The organism is Kitasatospora sp. NPDC127111 (assembly GCF_042677465.1).
Lineage (GTDB): Bacteria > Actinomycetota > Actinomycetes > Streptomycetales > Streptomycetaceae > Kitasatospora.
Window position 1 is genome coordinate 56,686 of record NZ_JBHXTG010000014.1, and the last position, 18,309, is coordinate 74,994.

Genomic DNA, 18,309 nt, shown 5'->3' on the forward strand with positions numbered 1-18,309 from the left:
CACGGTGGCGGGGTGATCGGGCCCCGGGGCGGCACGAGTGGCAGTAGTCGACGCCCCAGCGCATCACAGGCCGGGCCGAGCACTGCGTGCCCGTCCGGGGCTCGTTGATCGCGATCACGATCGAGGTGTGGGTCAACAGCCCCTAGATGACTGATGCGAAGGGTTCGCTGGCGCGCATGACATGAAGCGAGGGAGTCCAAAGGTCGGTTGTGACGCCTGACCTGGACTCCCTCGCGACCGCACTCTACGTGAAGACCGACGACCTGTTGAAGGAATCGCCGCACCTGGCGCCGTGGCGCCCCGAGATCGGGATCGCACCCCGGCTCAGCGACGCCGAACTGGTCACCCTCGCGGTGATGCAGGCCCTGCTCGGCTTCACCTCCGAGCGCCGCTGGATCCGCCATGCAGACTCCCACCTGCGGCACCTGTTCCCGTACCTGCCCGGCCAGTCCGGCTACAACAGGCGGCTACGCAAGGCCGCCGACCTGATCGCCTAGGTCAACCGGCTGCTCGCGACGGACACCTCGCTGTGGACCGACACCGTGTGGGTCGTCGACTCCACACCGGTGGAATGCGGACGCTCCCGAGAGACAGTCAAACGCTCCGACCTGGCCGGATGGGCCGAGTACGGCTACTGCGCCAGCCACTCCCGCTTCTTCTGGGGCCTGCGCCTGCACCTGGTGTGCACGCTGCACGGCCTGCCCATCGCCTTCGCCCTGACCGGTGCCAAGGCCGACGAACGCCAGACCCTGCTCGGCATGCTCCACGCCGAGCCCGACCTGGTAGCCGCCAGGCCGGGGCAGACCCTGATCGGCGACAAGAACTACTACGGCGCCGCCTTCGAACGCGAACTCGCCCAGTGGGGAGTCCACCTGCTGCGGCCAGCCCGCAAGGGCGAACCCTAACGAGCCGGATCACAGCTGTTCAAGCCCCTGCGGCAGGTGATCGAGTCCGTCAACCAGGCCTTCAAGAGTCAACTCGACCTCGAACGCCACCAGGGCCGCACCCCGGCCGGGGTGATGGTCCGGGTCCTGCAACGCATCCTCGCGCTGACATCCGCGATCTGGCACAACGACCGCACCGGCCAACCCGTCATGCGCTCGCTGACCGCCTACGACCACTAACCCTTCGCATCATTCATCTAGGGTCATGGATGAGCGATCTTGGCTGCCGGCGGGCCCGGCGGTGGCTCTGGACGTTGACGCTGGTGGCCGTGCTGGCGATGGGCGCGCTGTACCGGGGGCTGCATGCCGCCCCGAGTCCGGGCGTCGGTCTGCTCGTCGGCGCCAGCACGCTCGTCCTCGTCGCATCCTGCATTCAGGCGGCTCGCATCTGGCTCGCGTTGGCGGGTCCGCCGCGGTCGCCGGTGGGCCGGATCGCCCGCCGAGGTGGTCCCGGGGCGCCGGTCATTCGCGCTCGGCGTCGGCCACCCGCTGCTTGACGGCGGCGAAGCTGTCCGGGGTGACGGAGATCGAGTCGATCCCGGCCTGGACCAGGAAGCGGGTGAACTCGGGGTCATTGCTGGGGCGTTGGCCGCAGAGGCCGACCGGGCGGCCGGCCGCGTGGGCGGTGGCGATCAGGCTCTCGATGGAGCGGGTGACGGCCTGGTTGCTCTCGTCGAAGAGGTGGGCGAGCAGGTCGGAGTCGCGGTCGACACCGAGGGTGAGCTGGGTGAGGTCGTTGCTGCCGATGGAGAAGCCGTCGAAGCGTTCGGCGAATCGCTCGGCGAGCACGATGTTGGACGGGATCTCCGCCATTACGTAGACGAGCAGCCCGTTGCGACCGCGTGTCAGGCCGTTGCGGCTCATCTCAGCGAGCACCCGGTCACCCTCCTCGGGCGTGCGGCAGAACGGGATCATCACCACGACGTTGGTGAGGCCCAGCTCGTCGCGGGCCTTGCGAAGCGCCCGGCACTCCAGGGCGAATCCCTCGCGGTAGCGCTCGTCGTAGTAGCGGCTCGCGCCGCGCCAGCCGATCATCGGGTTGGCCTCGACCGGCTCGAACGGCCGGCCGCCGATCAGCCGCGCGTACTCGTTGGTCTTGAAATCGCTGGTCCGGACGATCACCGGGTTCGGCCAGCGGGAGGCGGCGATCTGGGCGACGCCCTCGGCAAGCCGGTCGACGAAGTAGGCGGTCCGGTCCGGATAGCCTTCGGTGAGGGCGTCGATCTGCCGCCGGTCCTCGGGGAGAAGCCGCTCGGGGTGGACGAGCGCCATCGGGTGGGCCCGCACCTGATGGGCCACCATGAACTCCATGCGGGCCAACCCCACTCCGTCCGCCGGGAGTTGCCACCAGCGGAAGGCGGCGGCGGGGTCGGCCAGGTTGAGCATCACCCGGGTGCGGGTCTCGGGCAGTGAGCCGAGGTCGGTCTCGGACTCCTCGAAGCCGATCCGTCCGGCGTACACGTGCCCCTCGGCGCCCTCCGCGCAGGAGACCGTCACCTCCTGCCAGTCGGCCAGGACGCCGGTCGCCCGTCCGGTGCCGACCACGGCCGGTACACCGAGCTCGCGGCTGACGATCGCGGCGTGGGAGGTGCGGCCGCCGTGGTCGGTGACGATCGCCGAGGCCCGCTTCATCAGCGGCTCCCAGTCGGGATCGGTGATCGAGGTGACCAGGACGGCGCCGGTTGGGAATCGGTCCAGTTCGACGGGGCTGGCGAGCGCGCAGACCGGGCCGGCCCCGACCGCTTCGCCGACAGCGATGCCGTCCACCAGCCGCTCGCCCGTGCCGGTGAGTCGGTAGCGCCGCAGCACGGCCCCACGGCGGCGGGACTGCACAGTCTCCGGCCGGGCCTGGACGATGAACAGCTCACCGTGCGTCCCGTCCTTCGCCCACTCGATGTCCATCGGGCAGCCGTAGTGCTCCTCGATGGCGACCGCCCACTGCGCGAGCGTCCGCACCTCGGCGTCGTCCAGGACTCGCCGGCGCCGCTCCTCGGGTGTGGTGTCGACGGTCCGGGTCAGGCCCTGCTCGGCGTAGACCGCCTTGCGGCGCTTGGGGCCGATGGAGGCCCGCAGCACCGGATTCAGCCCCGGGTCCTTGAGCAGTGGCTTGAAGACCACGTACTCGTCCGGATCGACCTGCCCGCTGACCACTGTCTCGCCGAGCCCCCAGGCCGCACTGATCAGGACCACTTCGGGGAAGCCCGTCTCGGTGTCCAGGGTGAACACCACGCCGGCCCCGCCCAGGTCCGAGCGGACCATCAGCTGCACCCCGGCCGAGAGCGCCACCGCGAGGTGGTCGAAGCCCATCCGCTCGCGGTAGTCGATCGCCCGGTCGGTGAACAGCGAGGCGAAGCAGCGCCGGCAGGCGTCCAGGAGCGCCTCGCGGCCTCGGACGTTGAGGAAGGTCTCCTGCTGCCCGGCGAAGCTGGCCTGGGGGAGGTCCTCGGCGGTGGCACTGGAGCGTACGGCGACGTCGGGGTCGGTCCGCCGGGCGTTCCGGGCGAGGTGCCCGTACGCGTCGCAGAGCTCGCGCTCGAGGGCGGCCGGCAGGGGAGTGCCAAGGACATCGGCACGGATCGCCGAGCCGACCTCGGCGAGCGGGGTGCCGGTGCGCAGTCGGTCGAGCTGTTCGGCGATCCGCTCGCGCAGGCGCGCGGTGGTGAGGAACTCGCGGTAGGCGTCGGCCGTGGTGGCGAAGCCGTCGGGCACGCGTACACCGGACGGGCCCAGGTGTGCGATCAGCTCCCCGAGGGAGGCGTTCTTGCCGCCGACCAGACCGACGTCCTCACGGCCGAGGTCGGCGAACCAGATGACACGGCGCATCTCCGGCTCCGGGTTCAGTAGGGCATCGGGCGGCCGGACGGGGTCCGCAGATCGAGCGGGGGACGCGGCTGTGGGCGACTCGGGTGCTTGGCGACCTTGATCCGTTCCATCGTGGCCACCTCCTCGGTGAGGTCTCCACGATCGCCCGGCGTCGCCCCCGGGCCCCAGAGGCCGTGGTCCCTGCTGCGGGGTCCGACCAGGACCCTTCCCCGGTGGGCCCTACGGCCCATGGCACGGCGAGACGGGAAGGGATCACTCGCTTCTCGCGGGATCAGATCCTGATTGGGCGGTGTGCGGCAGGTGACTGGCAGGGCCGGTCGGCCCACTTCGCGGGACCGCACAGCCCTGGCTGCCGCGGCGGTTCCCGCGCTGTGCTGGAACGGGGAGCCCAGCCGCGGAGGCCCACCATGCAGACCAGGACGGCTCCGAACGCGCAGAGCCTGATCCACACCCGGTGCGGACGGACGATCGCGGTCTCCCGCTTCGCCCCGGGCGTCCTGCCATCCGGCCTGGGTCGAGTGGTGCTGGACACCGCCTGCGAGCCGTCCGACCGGAGCGAGGTCTGGGCCTCGCTGACACCGGGCGAGGCGAGGGAGCTGGCGGGTCTCCTGCTCCAGCAGGCCGCCGCCGTCGAGCGGCCGGCGCAGCGAACGCCGGGACACGTAGAAGCCGTCGGAGTCCGTGGCGACGTCTACGCGATCACCGCCCGGGGGCATCTCCTGACGGTCGATCAGCCGGTACCGGATGGCGGCACCGACACCGGACCGACCCCGGTCGAGCTGCTCTCCGCCGCGCTGGCCGGCTGCGTCGCCCACTACGCGGGCCGCTACCTGGATCGCCACGGCATCGCCCGCGACGGCCTGCGGGTGACCGTCGACCACACCATGGCCACCGACCGACCGGCCCGGATCACCTCGATGACCGTTCACCTGACGGTTCCGCAGCTGCCCCGCGAGAGAGCCGACGGCCTGCTCGCGGTCGCTTCGCACTGCACGGTGCACAACACCCTCGGCCGGCCACCGAAGGTGAGCATCACTCTGGAGGAGCCGGAGCGATGAGAGTCTCCGATCTCATGGTCACCCCGCCGATCACGGTGGCTCCGGACGCCACGGCGCTGGAGGCGGCTCGCCGGATGGAGGCGGAGGCGGTCGGCTGCCTCATGGTCGCCGAGGGCGGCGTTCTCCACGGCGTCCTCACCGACCGTGACCTGGTCGTCCGGGTGTTGGCCACCGGGGCCACCCCGGAGACGCCGGTCGGCGTGCTGATGTCCGCGCCTGCCGTCACCATCGACGCCGACCAGGATCTCGCCGCCGCGTACCGCGCCTTCCGCCGGTCCGGCGTGCGGCGCCTGCCCGTCCTGGAGGCGGGGCGGCCGGTCGGCCTGCTCGCCATCGACGACCTCTTCCTGGACGTCCTGCAACGCCTCTCCGACCTGCTCGGGCCGGTCTCCTGGAGCGCCCTGCGCGAAGGCGGCCCCGGTCCCGGGCCGACCCACCCGAGGAGCACGCCGTGGAACAGCACTGGAACACCGTCCGCGAGGTCATGACCCACGCCGTCGTCGCCGTCGGGCGGGATGCGCCCTTCCGCGAGATCGTCGAGACCCTTCAACGCTGGAAGGTCAGCGCCCTCCCGGTGCTGGCCGGCGACGGCCGGGTGATCGGCGTGGTCTCCGAGGCGGACCTGCTGGTGGCGCAGGACCGCGACCCCGAGCACGCCCGGGAGCTCACCGCCGGCGCGATGATGTCCGTCCCCGCCGTGACCGTCCACCCCGACAGCCCCACCGCCGAGGCCGCCCGGACGATGGCCAGGGGCCACCTCAAGCGCCTGCCGGTGGTGGACGCGGAGGACCGCTTGGTCGGCATCGTCAGCCGTGGCGACCTGCTCAGGGTGCACCTGCGCACCGACGAGGACCTCACCGAGCAGGTCCGCTTCGAACTGGTCGCCACCCTCGGTCCGGAACAGGCCGCGGGCGTCGACGTCCGCGCCAAGGAGGGCCGGATCACCCTCAGCGGCGGACTGCCCGACGTCACGGCGCTGCCGGTGCTCGAACGCCTGGTCAGCGCTGTGCCCGGCGTGGTCGACGTCGCCATTCGGCTCACCAGCCCGGCGTGAAGACGGCCCGCGCCATGCAGCCCGCTCTCCTCCCGGCATCCGTTCTCGCCGCCGTCGACGGCTCGCCCGAGAGCCTTGCCGCCGCCCACTGGGCTGCCGCCGAGGCCGAAGCCCGTGGCGTGTCGCTCCGGCTGGCCCACGCCTGGCCGCTGCCGCAGCGTGCGGCTCCGGGTCTGCCAGGCGTGAGCGAGGCGCGCGGTCGCGCCATCGGCCTGCTGGCCGGGACCGAGGCGGCTCTGCTGGTCATCGGCAGCTGCGGCCATCGGCCCGGTCGCCCGTACGGTGCCGCGAAGGCGAGCGTGACGGCGGGGTTCAGGTGCGCGCCGGAGGTCTCGCCGAGCGTGTAGATCAGGGCAAGCACCATCACGCCGGGCGCGATCGCCGAGGCAGGACGGCCCACCGCGCCGCCGGTGGCCGCGTCGACCACACCCCCGCCTGCGGCGACCAGAACCAGGAAGAACGTTCCCACTCCCTCGGCAACCGGCCGCCGCCACTCGGCCCGCCAGGCCGTCGCCATGGCCTCACCTCCGGGTACCGCTGCCACCACTGTGCGCGTCGGGCGGTCCGCCGAACAGGGCCATGCGGTCCATCGAACGGACGGGCAGAATCGAAGCAGAGGCCACGCCCCGTGCCCCCAGGAGTCAGTCATGGACGCGACCGAGACCGGCGAGAGCGAGCAGCCAATCCAGGTCTTCCTGCTGGACGACCACGAGGTGGTCCGGCGCGGTGTGCGCGACCTGCTGGAGGCCGAACCGGACATCGAGGTGGTGGGCGAGGCGGCGACCTGTGCGCAGGCCCTGGCCCGGGTACCTGCGTTGCGCCCGCAGGTCGCGGTCCTGGACGTCCGGCTGCCGGACGGCGACGGCGTGACGGTCTGCCGCGAGCTGCGCGACCGGATGCCCGAGCTGGTCTGCCTGATGCTGACCTCCTTCGACGATGACGACGCCCTGTTGGACGCGATCATGGCGGGAGCGGCCGGCTACGTCCTCAAGCAGGTCAAGGGAGCCGATCTGGTGAGCGCCGTCCGGACGGTGGCTGCCGGCCAGTCGATGCTGGACCCCGCCACCACCCGGAAGCTCATGGAGAGCCTGCGCCACCACGAGGAGAGCGACACCGAGGCCGCGCTGCACCAGCTCACGGCGCGCGAGCGGGAGATCCTCGCCCTGGTCGGTGAGGGCAAGACCAACCGTCAGATCGGCAAGGAGCTCTACCTCGCCGAGAAGACGGTCAAGAACCACGTCTCCCGCATGCTCGCCAAACTCGGCGTCGAACGCCGCCTCCAGGCCGCCGTCCTCGCCGCGCATGCCGAATCCGAGCACGGCACGTCCGAGAACCCCGCGCACCCGCACTGAGCCGCGCGGCCCAGCCATTGGAGTCGAACGGCCCAAGCGCCGCCGGCCGGGCCCGCCGCACCGTGGTGGTGAGGGCACACGCCCCCGCAGCCCACCGGCCATCGGCGAGGAGCCCGCGATGATGTACTGGACCGACCACGGTATGAACGGCTGGGGCTGGGGCTTCATGACCGTCAGCATGCTGCTCTTCTGGGGCCTGATCATCTTCGGTGTCGTCGCCCTGGTCCGCTACCTCGGCCGCGCCCCGCAGCACCATCCCGGCACACCGCCCGCCGCTCCGCCCCCCTCCGAGCGCACGCCCCCCGAGCAACTGCTCGCCGAGCGCTTCGCCCGCGGAGACATCGACGCCGACGAGTACCGACAGCGCCTGGAGACCCTGCGCTCCGGCCGCGGCCCCACCCCCGACTGACCTGGTACGGAGGCCGCCATGACCGTCATGGCTCTCGACGCCGCAGCCCTGGAGCAGCTGATCTCCGCCGCGGTGGCCGCGCCGTCCATCCACAACACCCAGCCCTGGCACTACCGGCTGCTCCCGGAGACCTCCACCCTGGAGGTCCGCGCTGTCCGGGGCCGGTCGCTGCCGACCACCGACCCCCAGGGGCGGGCGCTGCACATCTCGGTCGGCGCCGCGGTCCTTAACCTGCGAACCGCCGCCCGGCACCTCGGCTGGGCACCGGAGGTACGGCTGCTGCCCGACCCGGGCGAACCCGACTTGCTGGCCGACATCCGCCTCGACATGTCGTCACCCATCGAGCTGCCCTCCACAAAGGAGTTGTACGACGCGATCTGGCATCGCCACACCATCCGCAGCCCGTTCACCGGGCCGCCTGTCCCCGCCGCCGTGCTCGCCGAGCTCGTCGAGGCCGCCCACACGGAGGAGACGACGCTCTACCTGCCGGACCGCGAGGAGACCGACCGCCTGTTGCACCTGACCGCCGAGGCGGAACGGCAGAACACCACGGACGCGGCACGCAGCCGCGAGAGCCGCAGCTGGATCCAGGGTCCGGGCGCCGAGCCGTACGGCATCCCGGCCGCCGCCCTCGGACCGCAGGACCGGGCCGGCCACCTCCCGATGCGCGACTTCTCCGCCATCCGCCCGGCCGAGCACCTGCCGCCCGCCGCCTTCGAGACCGAACCGCGCATCGCCGTCCTCGCCACCGAACACGACCGGCCCGTCGACTGGCTACGGACAGGGCTCGCACTGGAACACGTCCTGCTGCGCGCCACGGTGCACGGCGTGCGGGCCTCGCTGCTGCACCAGGCGATGGAGTGGCCGTACCTGCGGTGGGCCACCCGCGACGCCCACCATGGGCCGGCGTACGTGCAGATGCTGATCAGGCTCGGCTACGGTCCCGAGGGCGCCCCGACGCCGCGGCTGCCGCTGTCCGAGGTACTGGACACCACGGCTTAGGACGGCAGGGGGACGCGCCACACCAGCTCCGTGCCACTGTGGGGGAGCGTGTGGGCGTCGAAGCTGCCGCCGAGGGCGGCGGCACGCTCGGCGAGGTTGGCGAGCCCGCTGCGGCGGCCGCCCTCCGACAGCCCGGTGCCGTTGTCGGTCACGGTGACCAGCAGGTCTGCCCCTGCGGTGAGCGAGACCTCCATGCTGCTCGCACCGGAGTGTCGGGCTGCGTTGGAGAGCGCTTCCTCGAGCACGGCGATCGCCTCGTCGGCCACCTGGGGCGGTACCGCGACGTCCAACAATCCGGTCATCCGGAGGTCCGGTGTGAACCCGAGCACGGCTCCCGCCCGCGCGACCACGTCGACGGTCCGCGAGCGCAGACCCGTGGCGGCAGGGCCGGCCTCCCGCGCGCGCAGGCCGAAGATGGTCGCCCGGATGGTCTTCACGGTCTCGTCCAGGTCGTCGATCGCGCGCAGCACCCGGTCGGAGGCCTCCGGGTGGTCGATGAACCGCACCGCGCCCTGCAGGGTCATCCCGGTGGCGAACAGCCGTTGGATCGCGAGGTCGTGCAGGTCCCGGGCGATCCGGTCGCGCTCCTGCAGCAGCGCCACCTGCTCGGAATCGCGGCGCCGCTCGGCCAGCTCCATCGCGACCGCCGCCTGCCCGGCGAAGCCCAGCAGCGGGTCGGACTCGTCCGCGTCGAACAGCGGCTTGCCCTGCGCCCTGGCGAGCATCAGCACACCTCGTACGCCGCCCTTCGGGGTGCCGATCGGCACGGCCACGGCCGGGCCCAGGCCCTCCCAGCGCGGGGGCCCCGCCGTGATCCGCGGGTCCTTCTGTACGTCGGTGCTCACCACCAGGCCGCCGGAGCGCGCGGCGGCACCGATGAACGATCCCTCCAGCGGGAGGACGAGCCCCTGGTGCTCCCGTTCACCCAGTCCCGAGGCCAGATGGACCTCGAGGTCGGTGGAGCCAGCCGGGCGGAGGGCAACCACGGACAGATCCGCGCCGGCGATCTCGCTCGCGCGGGTGAGCAGCAGGTTCAGCACGTCCTGCTCGGAGCTGCCGGACAGCAGGCTGCTGGTGACCTCGGCGCTCGCGGTCAGCCACCGCTCGCGCAGCCGCGCCCGCGTGTAGAGGCGGGCGTTCTCGATCGCCACCCCGGCGGCCACGCCGAGCGTGGACAGCACGGACTCGTCCTCGGCGTCGAACTCCCGGCCGCGGCGCTTCTCGGCCAGGTAGAGGTTGCCGAAGACTTTGCCCCGGACCCGGATCGGTACGCCCAGGAAGGTGTGCATCTGGGGGTGATGAGAGGGGAACCCGTAGGACGAGGGGTGGTCGGAGATCTCCGCGAGGCGCAGGGGCTCCGGGTGCCGGATCAGCTCGCCGAGCACCCCGTGGCCGGATGGGAGGGGGCCGATCCGCGCGATCTGTTCGTCGGTGACGCCGACCGGGATGAACTGGGCGAGGCGCTGGTCCTCGCCGATCACCCCGAGCGCTCCGTACTTGGCGTCGACCAGGGTCACGGCGGCATCGACGATGTGGCGCAGCACCTGGGCAAGCTCCAGGTCGCGACCCACCGCCAGCACGGCCTCCAGCAGGCTGTGCACCCGGTCCCTTGTGCCGCGGGCCGCGTCCAGCCGGGCCTGAAGTTCATCGAGCAGCTCATCCAGGCGCAGGTGCGGCAGCGGAGCCGGTCCCTCGTCCGATGCGCTGCCCACCGCCGCCTCCGAGGCTCCTCACGCCCGTCTGCTGCCACTGCCCACAGTAGACGGCGGCCGTGTTGCCTGCTCGGAAGTACCGCCGGAGGAGAGGATCGTCCCTGGACAGGGCCGATCGGCCCGGGCGCTTGCCCTCCCGGCCCCATCGGCCTCCGGCCGATCCGGGGGATGCTGGAGGCGAACGTCCTTCCGGGAGGACACCGTGAACGAGAACACCGCACGCCCGGCAAACGCAGCAGGCCCTCTTGCGACGGCGGTCCTGCGCCGGATCGAGGTGCAGCGGCAGCAACTCGGCCTCACCGAGGCGGAGCTTGCCCGCCGTGCCGGCATGTCTCCGCACTACCTCCAGCTCCTGACCGAGGCGGGAGCCGACTTCGACCCGGCCAGCCTGCTACGCATCGCCGCTGCGCTGGACATGACCTACGCCGAGCTCATGGAAGGCCGAGCCGAGCCTCCGCCCGGGCAGCAGAGCGCCTCGCGCCACCCGGCGCTGATGAAGCTGACCGCGAGGGAGTGCTGGGACCGCATCGGCACCCACGGGATCGGCCGCATCGCCCTGCCCGTCCAACCGGGACCTGCCGTGTTCCCCGTCAACTACATTGTCGACGGCCGGACTGTGCTCTACCGGACGGATCCACGCGGGGCGGCGGCAGCCGAAGACAGCATTGAGGTCTCCTTCCAGGTCGATCACATCGACGAGCACCACCGGGACGGCTGGAGCGTGCTGATCACCGGAACCGCCGAGCACGTCACCGATCCCGAAACCATCCGCCATCTGGCGGACCAGCCCGGCGCCCAGCCTTGGGCCGGTGGCGTCCGCAGCCTGTGGATTCGGGTCACCCCGGCGCACATCACCGGGCGCCAGATCCATACTGTGTGATCCGTCGATGACGCATCGCTGCCCCACCGCCGTCCCGGGCGGTGACGACCGCCCGATCCGGACTTTGACAAATCGATGCGTTTCCCCGCCCGGCCGACTGGCCGCTCCACCCCGAACGGTGCGCCCGCTCCGTCATGGGAGCAGTCCAGCGATGGCCGATGGCAACCTCGGCTTCACCCTGGGCATGCGGGACGATAACCGAGGCGGCCATGCCTGGCCGTCTCATCTTCCCTCAGTGCTATAGGAGTTGACCGAAGTCGAAGACCGCGGTGACCGGTGCGTGGTCGGACCAGCGCTCGGCATGGGAGGCGGGGCGTTCGACGTAGGCCTCGGTGCACCGAGCTGCGAGTCCCTGACTGGCCATCAGATAATCAATCCTCCAGCGGAACGACGCGTTTTCCAAAAGAGTCCACCCGTTCGAATGGGGGTGGTTCGTATGCGTCTGCTGGCATGGGCGGAGGGGACTACCCGTGGGCAGTATGACGACTGTGGCGCCGGTTCGGGCGGTGGTTGGTTCGCGTGTGTCGGACACGCACGGGGACGAGGGCAAGGTCTCGCACCTGGTCCAGGCGGAGTCGGCCGCGCGGCATGCGCTGTCGAAGGAGTGGGAGATCGTCGGGTCCTTCGAGGACCTGGACGTGTCGGCGGAGGTCACTCCGTGGAAGCGTCCGGATCTGGGGCCGTGGCTCACCGATCGGCAGGGTGAGTGGGATGCCATGGTGTGGGCGAAGGTGGACCGGGCGTTCCGGTCGGCGAAGGACTGCGCGGATGTGGCGCACTGGGCGGAGGAGAACCGCAAGGTCCTCGTCTTCACCGTCGACGGGATCACCCTGGACTACCGCAAGGGCCGCGAGTCGTCGTTCGGGAACGAGCTGGCGAAGGTGTTCCTGATGCTGGCGTCGATCTTCGCGGAGATGGAGCTCAAGCGGATCAAGGCCCGGGTGGCCGGTGCGCACAGGCATCTGCGGAAGACGGACCGGTGGGCGGGCGGGCAGCCGCCGTACGGGTACCGGATCGTCGACCGTCCGGGTGGCGGGCGGACGCTGGAGCCGGACCCGGTCACGTCCGAGGCGGTCCGGTACATGGGCAAGCTGCTCCTGGAGGGGCAGAGCCAGTGGATGATCGCCACGGCCCTGGAAGCCGCCGGCTTCGACACGCCCGCCACCCACGTGTTCAAGAACCAGGGCGAGGCCTACTCGAGCAAGCGCAAGACACCACCGTCGAACCACTGGAACGCCTCCAGCATCGGCAAGATCCTCCGCTCGCCGGCCACGATGGGCCTCAAGCTGATCGGCCGCTCCGTCAAGGCCCGCAAGCTCGCCCGAGATACGAAGGGCATGCCGATCCGGATGGCCAAGCCGCTCTTCACCGACGAGGAGTGGGCGGCGATCCAGGCGGCGATGGACGAGCGCGCGGTGACCAGAGAGCGCTCGAACGGGGCTGCGCCGTGGTTGGGGGTGGTGCACTGCGACCGCTGTGGTGACAGGCTGTACCGGCAGGAGAATCATGCCCGCAATGGTCGGGTCTATGAGTACTACCGGTGTGTGCGGAAGACCGGCAAGCCCGCATGCCGAGGGCAGTCGGTCAAGGGGGAGCGGGTCACCGCCGCGATCATGGAGCTGGTCGACCGCCTGGCCGGCCTGCCGATGACGATCCGCCGGTTCATCCCCGGGGAGGATCACACCGAGCAGTTGAACCACGTCGCGCAGGCGATGAAGGACCTCCGCGAGGAGAAGCGCCGCGGCCTGTTCGACTATCCCGGTGGCGATGACGAGTACTCCGAAGCCCTCGAAACTCTCGTCGACGAACGGCGCCGCCTTGCCGCCCTCCCACAGCGACCCGCCGCCTGGGTCGACGTCGAAACCGGCCGTACCCTCGCGGACGAGTGGGCCCTCGCCGACCAGGAGCGCCGCCGCCAGTTGCTGATCGGCCTCAAGGCCCGGCTCTACATGACCGCGAGCATCCAGGGCTGGTACCTACCCGCCGAACTCGAGGCACGGATGCAGGCCAAACGGCGCACGATGCAGGAAGGCATATGAGTCGGTACACCGGAAGCCGATTGGTGCCACGACTCGCTGGGGTCGCGAGAAGGCCACGGGGACTGCCGTGGTGGCCTGGCAGCGGTATGGTCCAAGCCGCAGCGGTTGCCTGCCCCTCGTCCTTACGGTCGCCGGTCACCGTTGCACCCGAACAGCAAAGCCTCATCTGACCGAGAGGAGTACGGCGAACCCATGCCACCCAGAGGGGGCCTTGCCGACAAGATCGGCAACCGCTACGAGGGCCGGCTCGCGGTCCTGCGCCTGCTCCAACTGCTGGACGAGAAGCACGACTCGGTCCGAATGCGTTTCGAGCAGCCCGGCGAGGACTCCTTCGAGTGGTGGGTTGAGAGCGAGGACGGCACCCGGACCTTCACCCAGGTCAAGCGGCAGCTGGCCGGCGACGAGCAGTGGACCGTATCGAAGCTAGTGGCCAACGGCGTGATCAAGGCTTTCGGCACTCAGCTCAGGAACGAGCCGACGGCCAGGTGCGAGTTCCGTTCCACCCTGTCTGCCTCGCACCTCCAGGACTTCACCGAGAGCGCGGTGCTCGCCAGTAGCTTGCAGGAGTTCGAGGAGGTCTTCGCCGGTGCGAAGGAAAAGAATGACTCCTGGACCAGGATTCGCCAGGACTGGGACTGGTGGACCCCAGAGGAGTGTTGGCAGGCACTCAAGCGCGTCAGAGTCGGAGTGATCAGCGAGCCCGACCTCCTGGACCGCCTGGACGTGCACGCGCGGATGCTGGTGAGCGGATCCCCGGCGACCGTGGTCAGTCTCCTCGGCACCTACCTTCAGGAGCATCTCTGTCAGGTGATCACTGCCCAGGAGGTGTGGGACTACCTGACCGCCGAGGACCTGGCGCCCAACGACTGGGGCCGAGACCCGAGCACCCGCGCGAAGATCGAAGCTGCCAACCGGCGCTACGCGGAGGGCGTCGTTGAGGACCGGGGTCCCTTGGCCGAGATCAGCCGTGCGGAAGCCGGGACGATTGCTGGGCTTGTCACCTCTCCCGATGGGCCAGACATCGTGACGGTGACCGGCGTTGCTGGCATGGGAAAGTCGGACATGCTGGGTCAGGTCGTTGAGCAGCTCACGACGCCCCCAGCGGCTGGGAGCGGACCGAGGCCGCTCGTGCTGGCCGCCCGCCTGGACCGTCTGGATGCGTTCCAGGACGCCTCCGGTCTGGGGGCCGTGCTCGGTCTGCCCGAGTCACCGGCCCTCGTGCTGTCGCGGCTGGCCGCGGGCGGGCCGGCCGTTTTGGTTCTGGACCAGGTGGACGCTTACAGCAGCGCGTCTGGACGCCACCCGGAGCGATTCCGGGCCGTCACCGAGACCGTGAGGCAGGCCAAGACATCCGGAGTGCGCGTCCTATTGGCCTGCCGGACGTTCGACTTCAACGAGGACGACCGCATGCTGACCCTCTCCGCGCCAGCCGTTGAGAGCCGCTCCGTCGACCTGGGCCTGCTGCCAGCCGAAGACGTACACCGGGCGCTGGACACCGCAGGCATCGATCCGGCCGCGCTGGCCCCCGCACTGCGCGAGATCCTCCGTTCCCCACTGCACCTGCGCATGCTGGTGACCCTGCAGCAACGCGGCACCCTGGATGTCGCTGGCATCAGCACCCGCCTGCAGCTCTTCGACAAGTTCTTCGACAGCGTTGTCCGCCAGGTCAACCACGCCATTCCGAACGCACCGGTCGAAGAGGTCACGGGCGCCCTCGCGGAGGAGCTGAGTAAACGGCAGGAGCTGACCGCTCCTGCTGCACGCCTGAGCGGGAACCGATTGACCGTAAATCAGCTCATCAGCGCCGGCTGGCTACGCGAGGCTGACGGCCGTATCGGTTTTGCCCACGAGGCGTTCTTCGACTACGCCTACGCTCACCACCACGCCCGCGCGGGCCTGTCCCTGCTCGACCTTCTGCGCAGCGACGAGCAGCACCTGTTCCGCCGCTCCCAGGTCCGCCAGATCCTGACCCTCGAACGCGAACAGGACCGGAACCAGTACTTGCGGGATGTCCGGGACGTGCTCGCGGCCGATGACGTCCGCCCGCACATCAAGGAACTGGTGATCGCCCTGGTCACCAGCGTGCCGGACCCGACGACGCAAGAGTGGCAGGCGCTGACCGTCCTGGGCGACGCCCGCTCCGAGCCGCTCGCCGAATGGGCCCATGCCCGCGCCGCGAGCTCTCAGTCCTTCGGCAACCTGCTGCTCGCCGAGGGCGTCATCGAGCCCTTCCTCTCCGATCCGGGCATGGTCGACTTCGGGGCCTGGCTCTGCAGACTTTTGGTGCGCAACCACCCCGACCCAGTTGCCGCGCTCCTCCAGCCTCACGCAACGGATCCGGACTGGGCCCGCCGCATCATCGCCGTGATCAATCTGGCGCCGCTAGCCGAAAGCGACAGCGTGGTGCGGTTGTTCGAAACGCTAATCAAGGCCGGCGCCATCGACGGTCCGAACCACGACGTTTACACCTTGCTCTACGGAATGAAGGGCAGCGCGGCTGCAGCCGGGGCCAGAATCGTCGGCGCCTACCTGCAGCGCCTGCTCGACTTGCATGTGCTTGAGGCCTCCCGAGAGGCTGAACCGGCGCAGCGTGAGGGCAGAGCCCAGCTCGGCAGCGAGACGCCGAGCCCACCGGTCGCACTGCCGGAGCCCAGCGCCATCCAGTTCCTGGGGACCACTCGCACCGACTCGGACATCCTCGCCGCACTCGCGCAGGACGCCCCGGCCGACTTCGTTCACCACATCCTGCCGGTCGTGCGCGCCGCGAGCATCGCCACCCGCACCGGACAGATCACCCGCAACGGAGAGCGGGATGCGACCTTCGACCCCATTCCCTCCGGATACACCGGGTTCAGCCACGGCAACGATGCTGTCTTCAGCCACCTGACGGCTGCGCTCCGCGCGTCCTCGGCCGCCGGCGACCCGGAAGCCCACGCCGCCGTTCGGAGCATGGCCACATCCGACCTCGCCGTCGAGCAGGTCCTTGCGGCCGCAGGCTTCTCCTCCGGCCACCCCGATCTACTCGACGACGCAGTGGCCTGGCTCAGCAACGGGCCCTTTGCGCTCGCTCAGGGCTCGCTGCGCGACCTGAACGAGCTCTCGGCCGAGGCGCTGGCGCATGTCTGCGAACACCGGACCCTCGAACAGACGAGGGCGGTCCAGCAGCGCGCCGCCTCCGCGACCAGCCCGGCGGAGAAGAGCGGAACGGTCCCTCAGGGCTTTCTCGCCCACCGTCTCCTTTCCGCCATCCCCGAACAATTTCTCGACCCGGACATCCTGAAACGCCGCAACCAGCTCGACGCCACTTTCGGCGCCCGCGGCGCCACCAGCCCCGCCCAGCCAGCCCGCAGCCTCGGGGCACAGCTTCAGTCGCCCGTCAGCCTGGAAGCCGTCCAGACCATGCCGGATGACGAGCTCGTCCACGAACTGCAGCAACACACGGCTGACGGCCCTATCTGGACAGACGACGGCCAACTCCTCGGCGGAGCTACCAGCTTCGCCGACGTCATCACCGCGGCAACCCAACAAGACCCAGAACGATTTGCCGCACTCCTCGAACGCGAAAAGGCCATCCCCGTGGTCTACATCGCGGCCGTCCTACGCGGCATCGACAAGGCGGGGACAGCAGCCGAGGCGACCGTGGCACAGGCGCTGCGCACCGTGAAGGCTGCGTCACCGCACGCGAGTACCTGCGGCAACGACCTGGCCATGCTCATCGCGCGCACTGCGCCGCACATCACCGACGGAGATCTGGCCGAGGCCGCCTACACGATCGATGACCTCACGGACACCCTGCGCGGCCTACTCGGTCTGGCCAGCACACCGGGCGCAGCGGCAAGCCCGCGCCCCAGTCTCGTGCCCAAGCTGCCCGAGGAAGCGGTGCCCGCCGAGTCTGCCACGCCCGACCAGGTGCAGCTGAAGCTGATGGAGTACGGCCGCGACATTGCCGACAGCCTCGTTCACGCAAGCTGGCAGCGCGGCGAGTGGATCGCGCTGGAAGCGCTCAGGAGCCTCGCCGAGAGCCGCGCGGAGGCCGCCCCTACCCTGCGGGATGAACTCCTTCGACTCGCTGCCAGCCCCGACCTGATGCTGCGTATGTCGGCCCTTCAGGTCGCGAGCATGGTCCAGTCCGCTGAGTACGGCCAGCATACGGAGATTGCCACCGTCGCGCTTGACTCCCCCGGCGTGGCTGTCATCCCTGAGTCGGACTATCCGCCTGACCCTCGGATCCTGCTGTCCACCCAGCCGCTCCGCGCCCTCCTCAACAGAGCGGGGTGGCGCAACTACGCTGCTGTCGAGCCGTTCGTCACGCGAATGCTGCACATGCGCGCCAGCGTGGCCCAGGAATCGCCTGCGGACAGGCTCCTCGCTGCGGTTGCTGAGCGGGCGGCAAACAATGCGGCGGCCGTTGCCACCTACGCCTGCGCGACCGACTCGGGCTCGTGCGCCGATTCCACCGTCCAGCAACTCGTGGACGGACAGGTGCCCGAGCGTATCGGTCTTGCGACCGCCCTGTCGGAACTCCAGCCCCTCACGGCTTTCCCCGAGAGCCTCATCTACGCGCTGCTGATCCTGTGCGATGACTCCGCCGACGACGTGGCGAAGGAGGCTGGCACCGCCGTCCGCAATGTCCCTGGTGCCGACCACCCAACCGTCGAGGCTCTTCTCGCCGCCGCACCTGACACCCGGGCCTTCGCACTGAACCCCGAGCCAGCCATCAGCGCGGCCAAGAATCTCCAGGAGATATACCCGAGTCTCGTCCTCGACATCGCCAAGCGGTTCTTCGAACTCCACGGGCACGAAGCCGGTGACTTCACCAAAGCCAGCGCCGCTCACGCTCACGCACTGGGCGAGATCGTCACCAGCATCTACGCCCACGATCCTCACACCGACGTCGCGAGCCGAGCACTCGACCTGATCGACACCATGGTCCTCAACCGAAGCATCGGGGTTGAGGAGCGTCTCGGAAGCCTCGACCGTTGACGGAACCAACCGCGAACACCGCACGCTCATGCCGTGGATCGTCGTCGGCCCGA

At 70.2% G+C, this 18,309-nt stretch carries 12 protein-coding genes and 3 pseudogenes; 11 read left to right on the plus strand and 4 right to left on the minus strand.

Translation table 11 applies throughout. From position 1 onward, the window contains the following. The first annotated feature begins 209 nt into the window (after window positions 1-209). A pseudogene (locus ACFVHB_RS12070) lies at window positions 210-1,124 on the plus strand (IS982 family transposase). Window positions 1,125-1,406: 282 nt separating this feature from the next. Here the strand turns inward: ACFVHB_RS12070 and ppsA are convergent. Continuing rightward, window positions 1,407-3,767 (minus strand): phosphoenolpyruvate synthase, encoded by a 2,361-nt coding sequence (gene ppsA / locus ACFVHB_RS12075; protein ID WP_380319143.1) that lies wholly within the window; start codon window positions 3,765-3,767, stop codon window positions 1,407-1,409. Between the two features lie 407 nt (window positions 3,768-4,174). On the opposite strand from ppsA, the gene ACFVHB_RS12080 reads away from it, so the two are divergent. From ACFVHB_RS12080 to ACFVHB_RS12095, 4 genes are read left to right on the plus strand one after another with little or no spacing between them, the layout of a single operon-like run. Further along, window positions 4,175-4,825 (plus strand): OsmC family protein, encoded by a 651-nt coding sequence (locus ACFVHB_RS12080; protein ID WP_380319146.1) that lies wholly within the window; start codon window positions 4,175-4,177, stop codon window positions 4,823-4,825. After that, complete coding sequence (locus ACFVHB_RS12085) at window positions 4,822-5,313, plus strand: cyclic nucleotide-binding/CBS domain-containing protein (RefSeq protein ID WP_380319149.1); 492 nt, start codon at window positions 4,822-4,824, stop codon at window positions 5,311-5,313. Before ACFVHB_RS12080 ends, ACFVHB_RS12085 begins: the two co-directional genes overlap by 4 nt. Continuing rightward, window positions 5,277-5,879, plus strand: a complete 603-nt coding sequence (locus ACFVHB_RS12090; RefSeq protein ID WP_380319152.1) for a CBS domain-containing protein — start codon at window positions 5,277-5,279, stop codon at window positions 5,877-5,879. Before ACFVHB_RS12085 ends, ACFVHB_RS12090 begins: the two co-directional genes overlap by 37 nt. Before the next feature lie 14 nt (window positions 5,880-5,893). After that, on the plus strand, window positions 5,894-6,226 hold the full coding sequence (locus ACFVHB_RS12095) for a universal stress protein (RefSeq protein ID WP_380319347.1): 333 nt from the start codon (window positions 5,894-5,896) through the stop codon (window positions 6,224-6,226). On the opposite strand, the pseudogene ACFVHB_RS12100 reads toward ACFVHB_RS12095, so the two are convergent. Next, window positions 6,178-6,639 (minus strand): annotated as a pseudogene (locus ACFVHB_RS12100) (aquaporin); the annotation flags it as partial. The gene ACFVHB_RS12095 and the pseudogene ACFVHB_RS12100 overlap by 49 nt on opposite strands. Between ACFVHB_RS12100 and ACFVHB_RS12105 the strand changes: the two are divergent. The 3 genes from ACFVHB_RS12105 to ACFVHB_RS12115 all read left to right on the plus strand — a co-directional run bounded on the left by ACFVHB_RS12105 (window position 6,527) and on the right by ACFVHB_RS12115 (window position 8,642). Further along, complete coding sequence (locus ACFVHB_RS12105; RefSeq protein WP_380319155.1) at window positions 6,527-7,231, plus strand: response regulator; 705 nt, start codon at window positions 6,527-6,529, stop codon at window positions 7,229-7,231. The pseudogene ACFVHB_RS12100 and the gene ACFVHB_RS12105 sit on opposite strands and share 113 nt — an antisense overlap. Window positions 7,232-7,349: 118 nt before the next feature. Next, window positions 7,350-7,640, plus strand: coding sequence for an SHOCT domain-containing protein (locus ACFVHB_RS12110; protein ID WP_380319158.1), 291 nt, complete (start codon window positions 7,350-7,352; stop codon window positions 7,638-7,640). A gap of 18 nt (window positions 7,641-7,658) precedes the next feature. Then, window positions 7,659-8,642, plus strand: coding sequence for an Acg family FMN-binding oxidoreductase (locus ACFVHB_RS12115; RefSeq protein ID WP_380319161.1), 984 nt, complete (start codon window positions 7,659-7,661; stop codon window positions 8,640-8,642). On the opposite strand, the gene ACFVHB_RS12120 is transcribed toward ACFVHB_RS12115, so the two are convergent. After that, entirely contained in the window at window positions 8,639-10,354 is a 1,716-nt protein-coding gene (locus ACFVHB_RS12120) for a GAF domain-containing protein (protein ID WP_380319164.1), read from the minus strand. The genes ACFVHB_RS12115 and ACFVHB_RS12120 overlap by 4 nt on opposite strands. A 202-nt stretch (window positions 10,355-10,556) precedes the next feature. Here ACFVHB_RS12120 and ACFVHB_RS12125 point away from each other — a divergent pair, with 202 nt between their 5' ends. Continuing rightward, on the plus strand, window positions 10,557-11,234 hold the full coding sequence (locus ACFVHB_RS12125) for a helix-turn-helix domain-containing protein (protein WP_380319167.1): 678 nt from the start codon (window positions 10,557-10,559) through the stop codon (window positions 11,232-11,234). Window positions 11,235-11,472: 238 nt separating this feature from the next. On the opposite strand, the pseudogene ACFVHB_RS12130 reads toward ACFVHB_RS12125, so the two are convergent. Next, window positions 11,473-11,616 (minus strand): annotated as a pseudogene (locus ACFVHB_RS12130) (exodeoxyribonuclease III); the annotation flags it as partial. Window positions 11,617-11,713: 97 nt separating this feature from the next. On the opposite strand from ACFVHB_RS12130, the gene ACFVHB_RS12135 reads away from it, so the two are divergent. Next, a complete protein-coding gene (locus tag ACFVHB_RS12135; protein WP_380319350.1) occupies window positions 11,714-13,273 on the plus strand; it encodes a recombinase family protein in 1,560 nt (519 codons plus the stop codon). Window positions 13,274-13,465: 192 nt separating this feature from the next. After that, entirely contained in the window at window positions 13,466-18,256 is a 4,791-nt protein-coding gene (locus ACFVHB_RS12140) for an NACHT domain-containing protein (protein ID WP_380319170.1), read from the plus strand. Window positions 18,257-18,309: the final 53 nt, after the last annotated feature.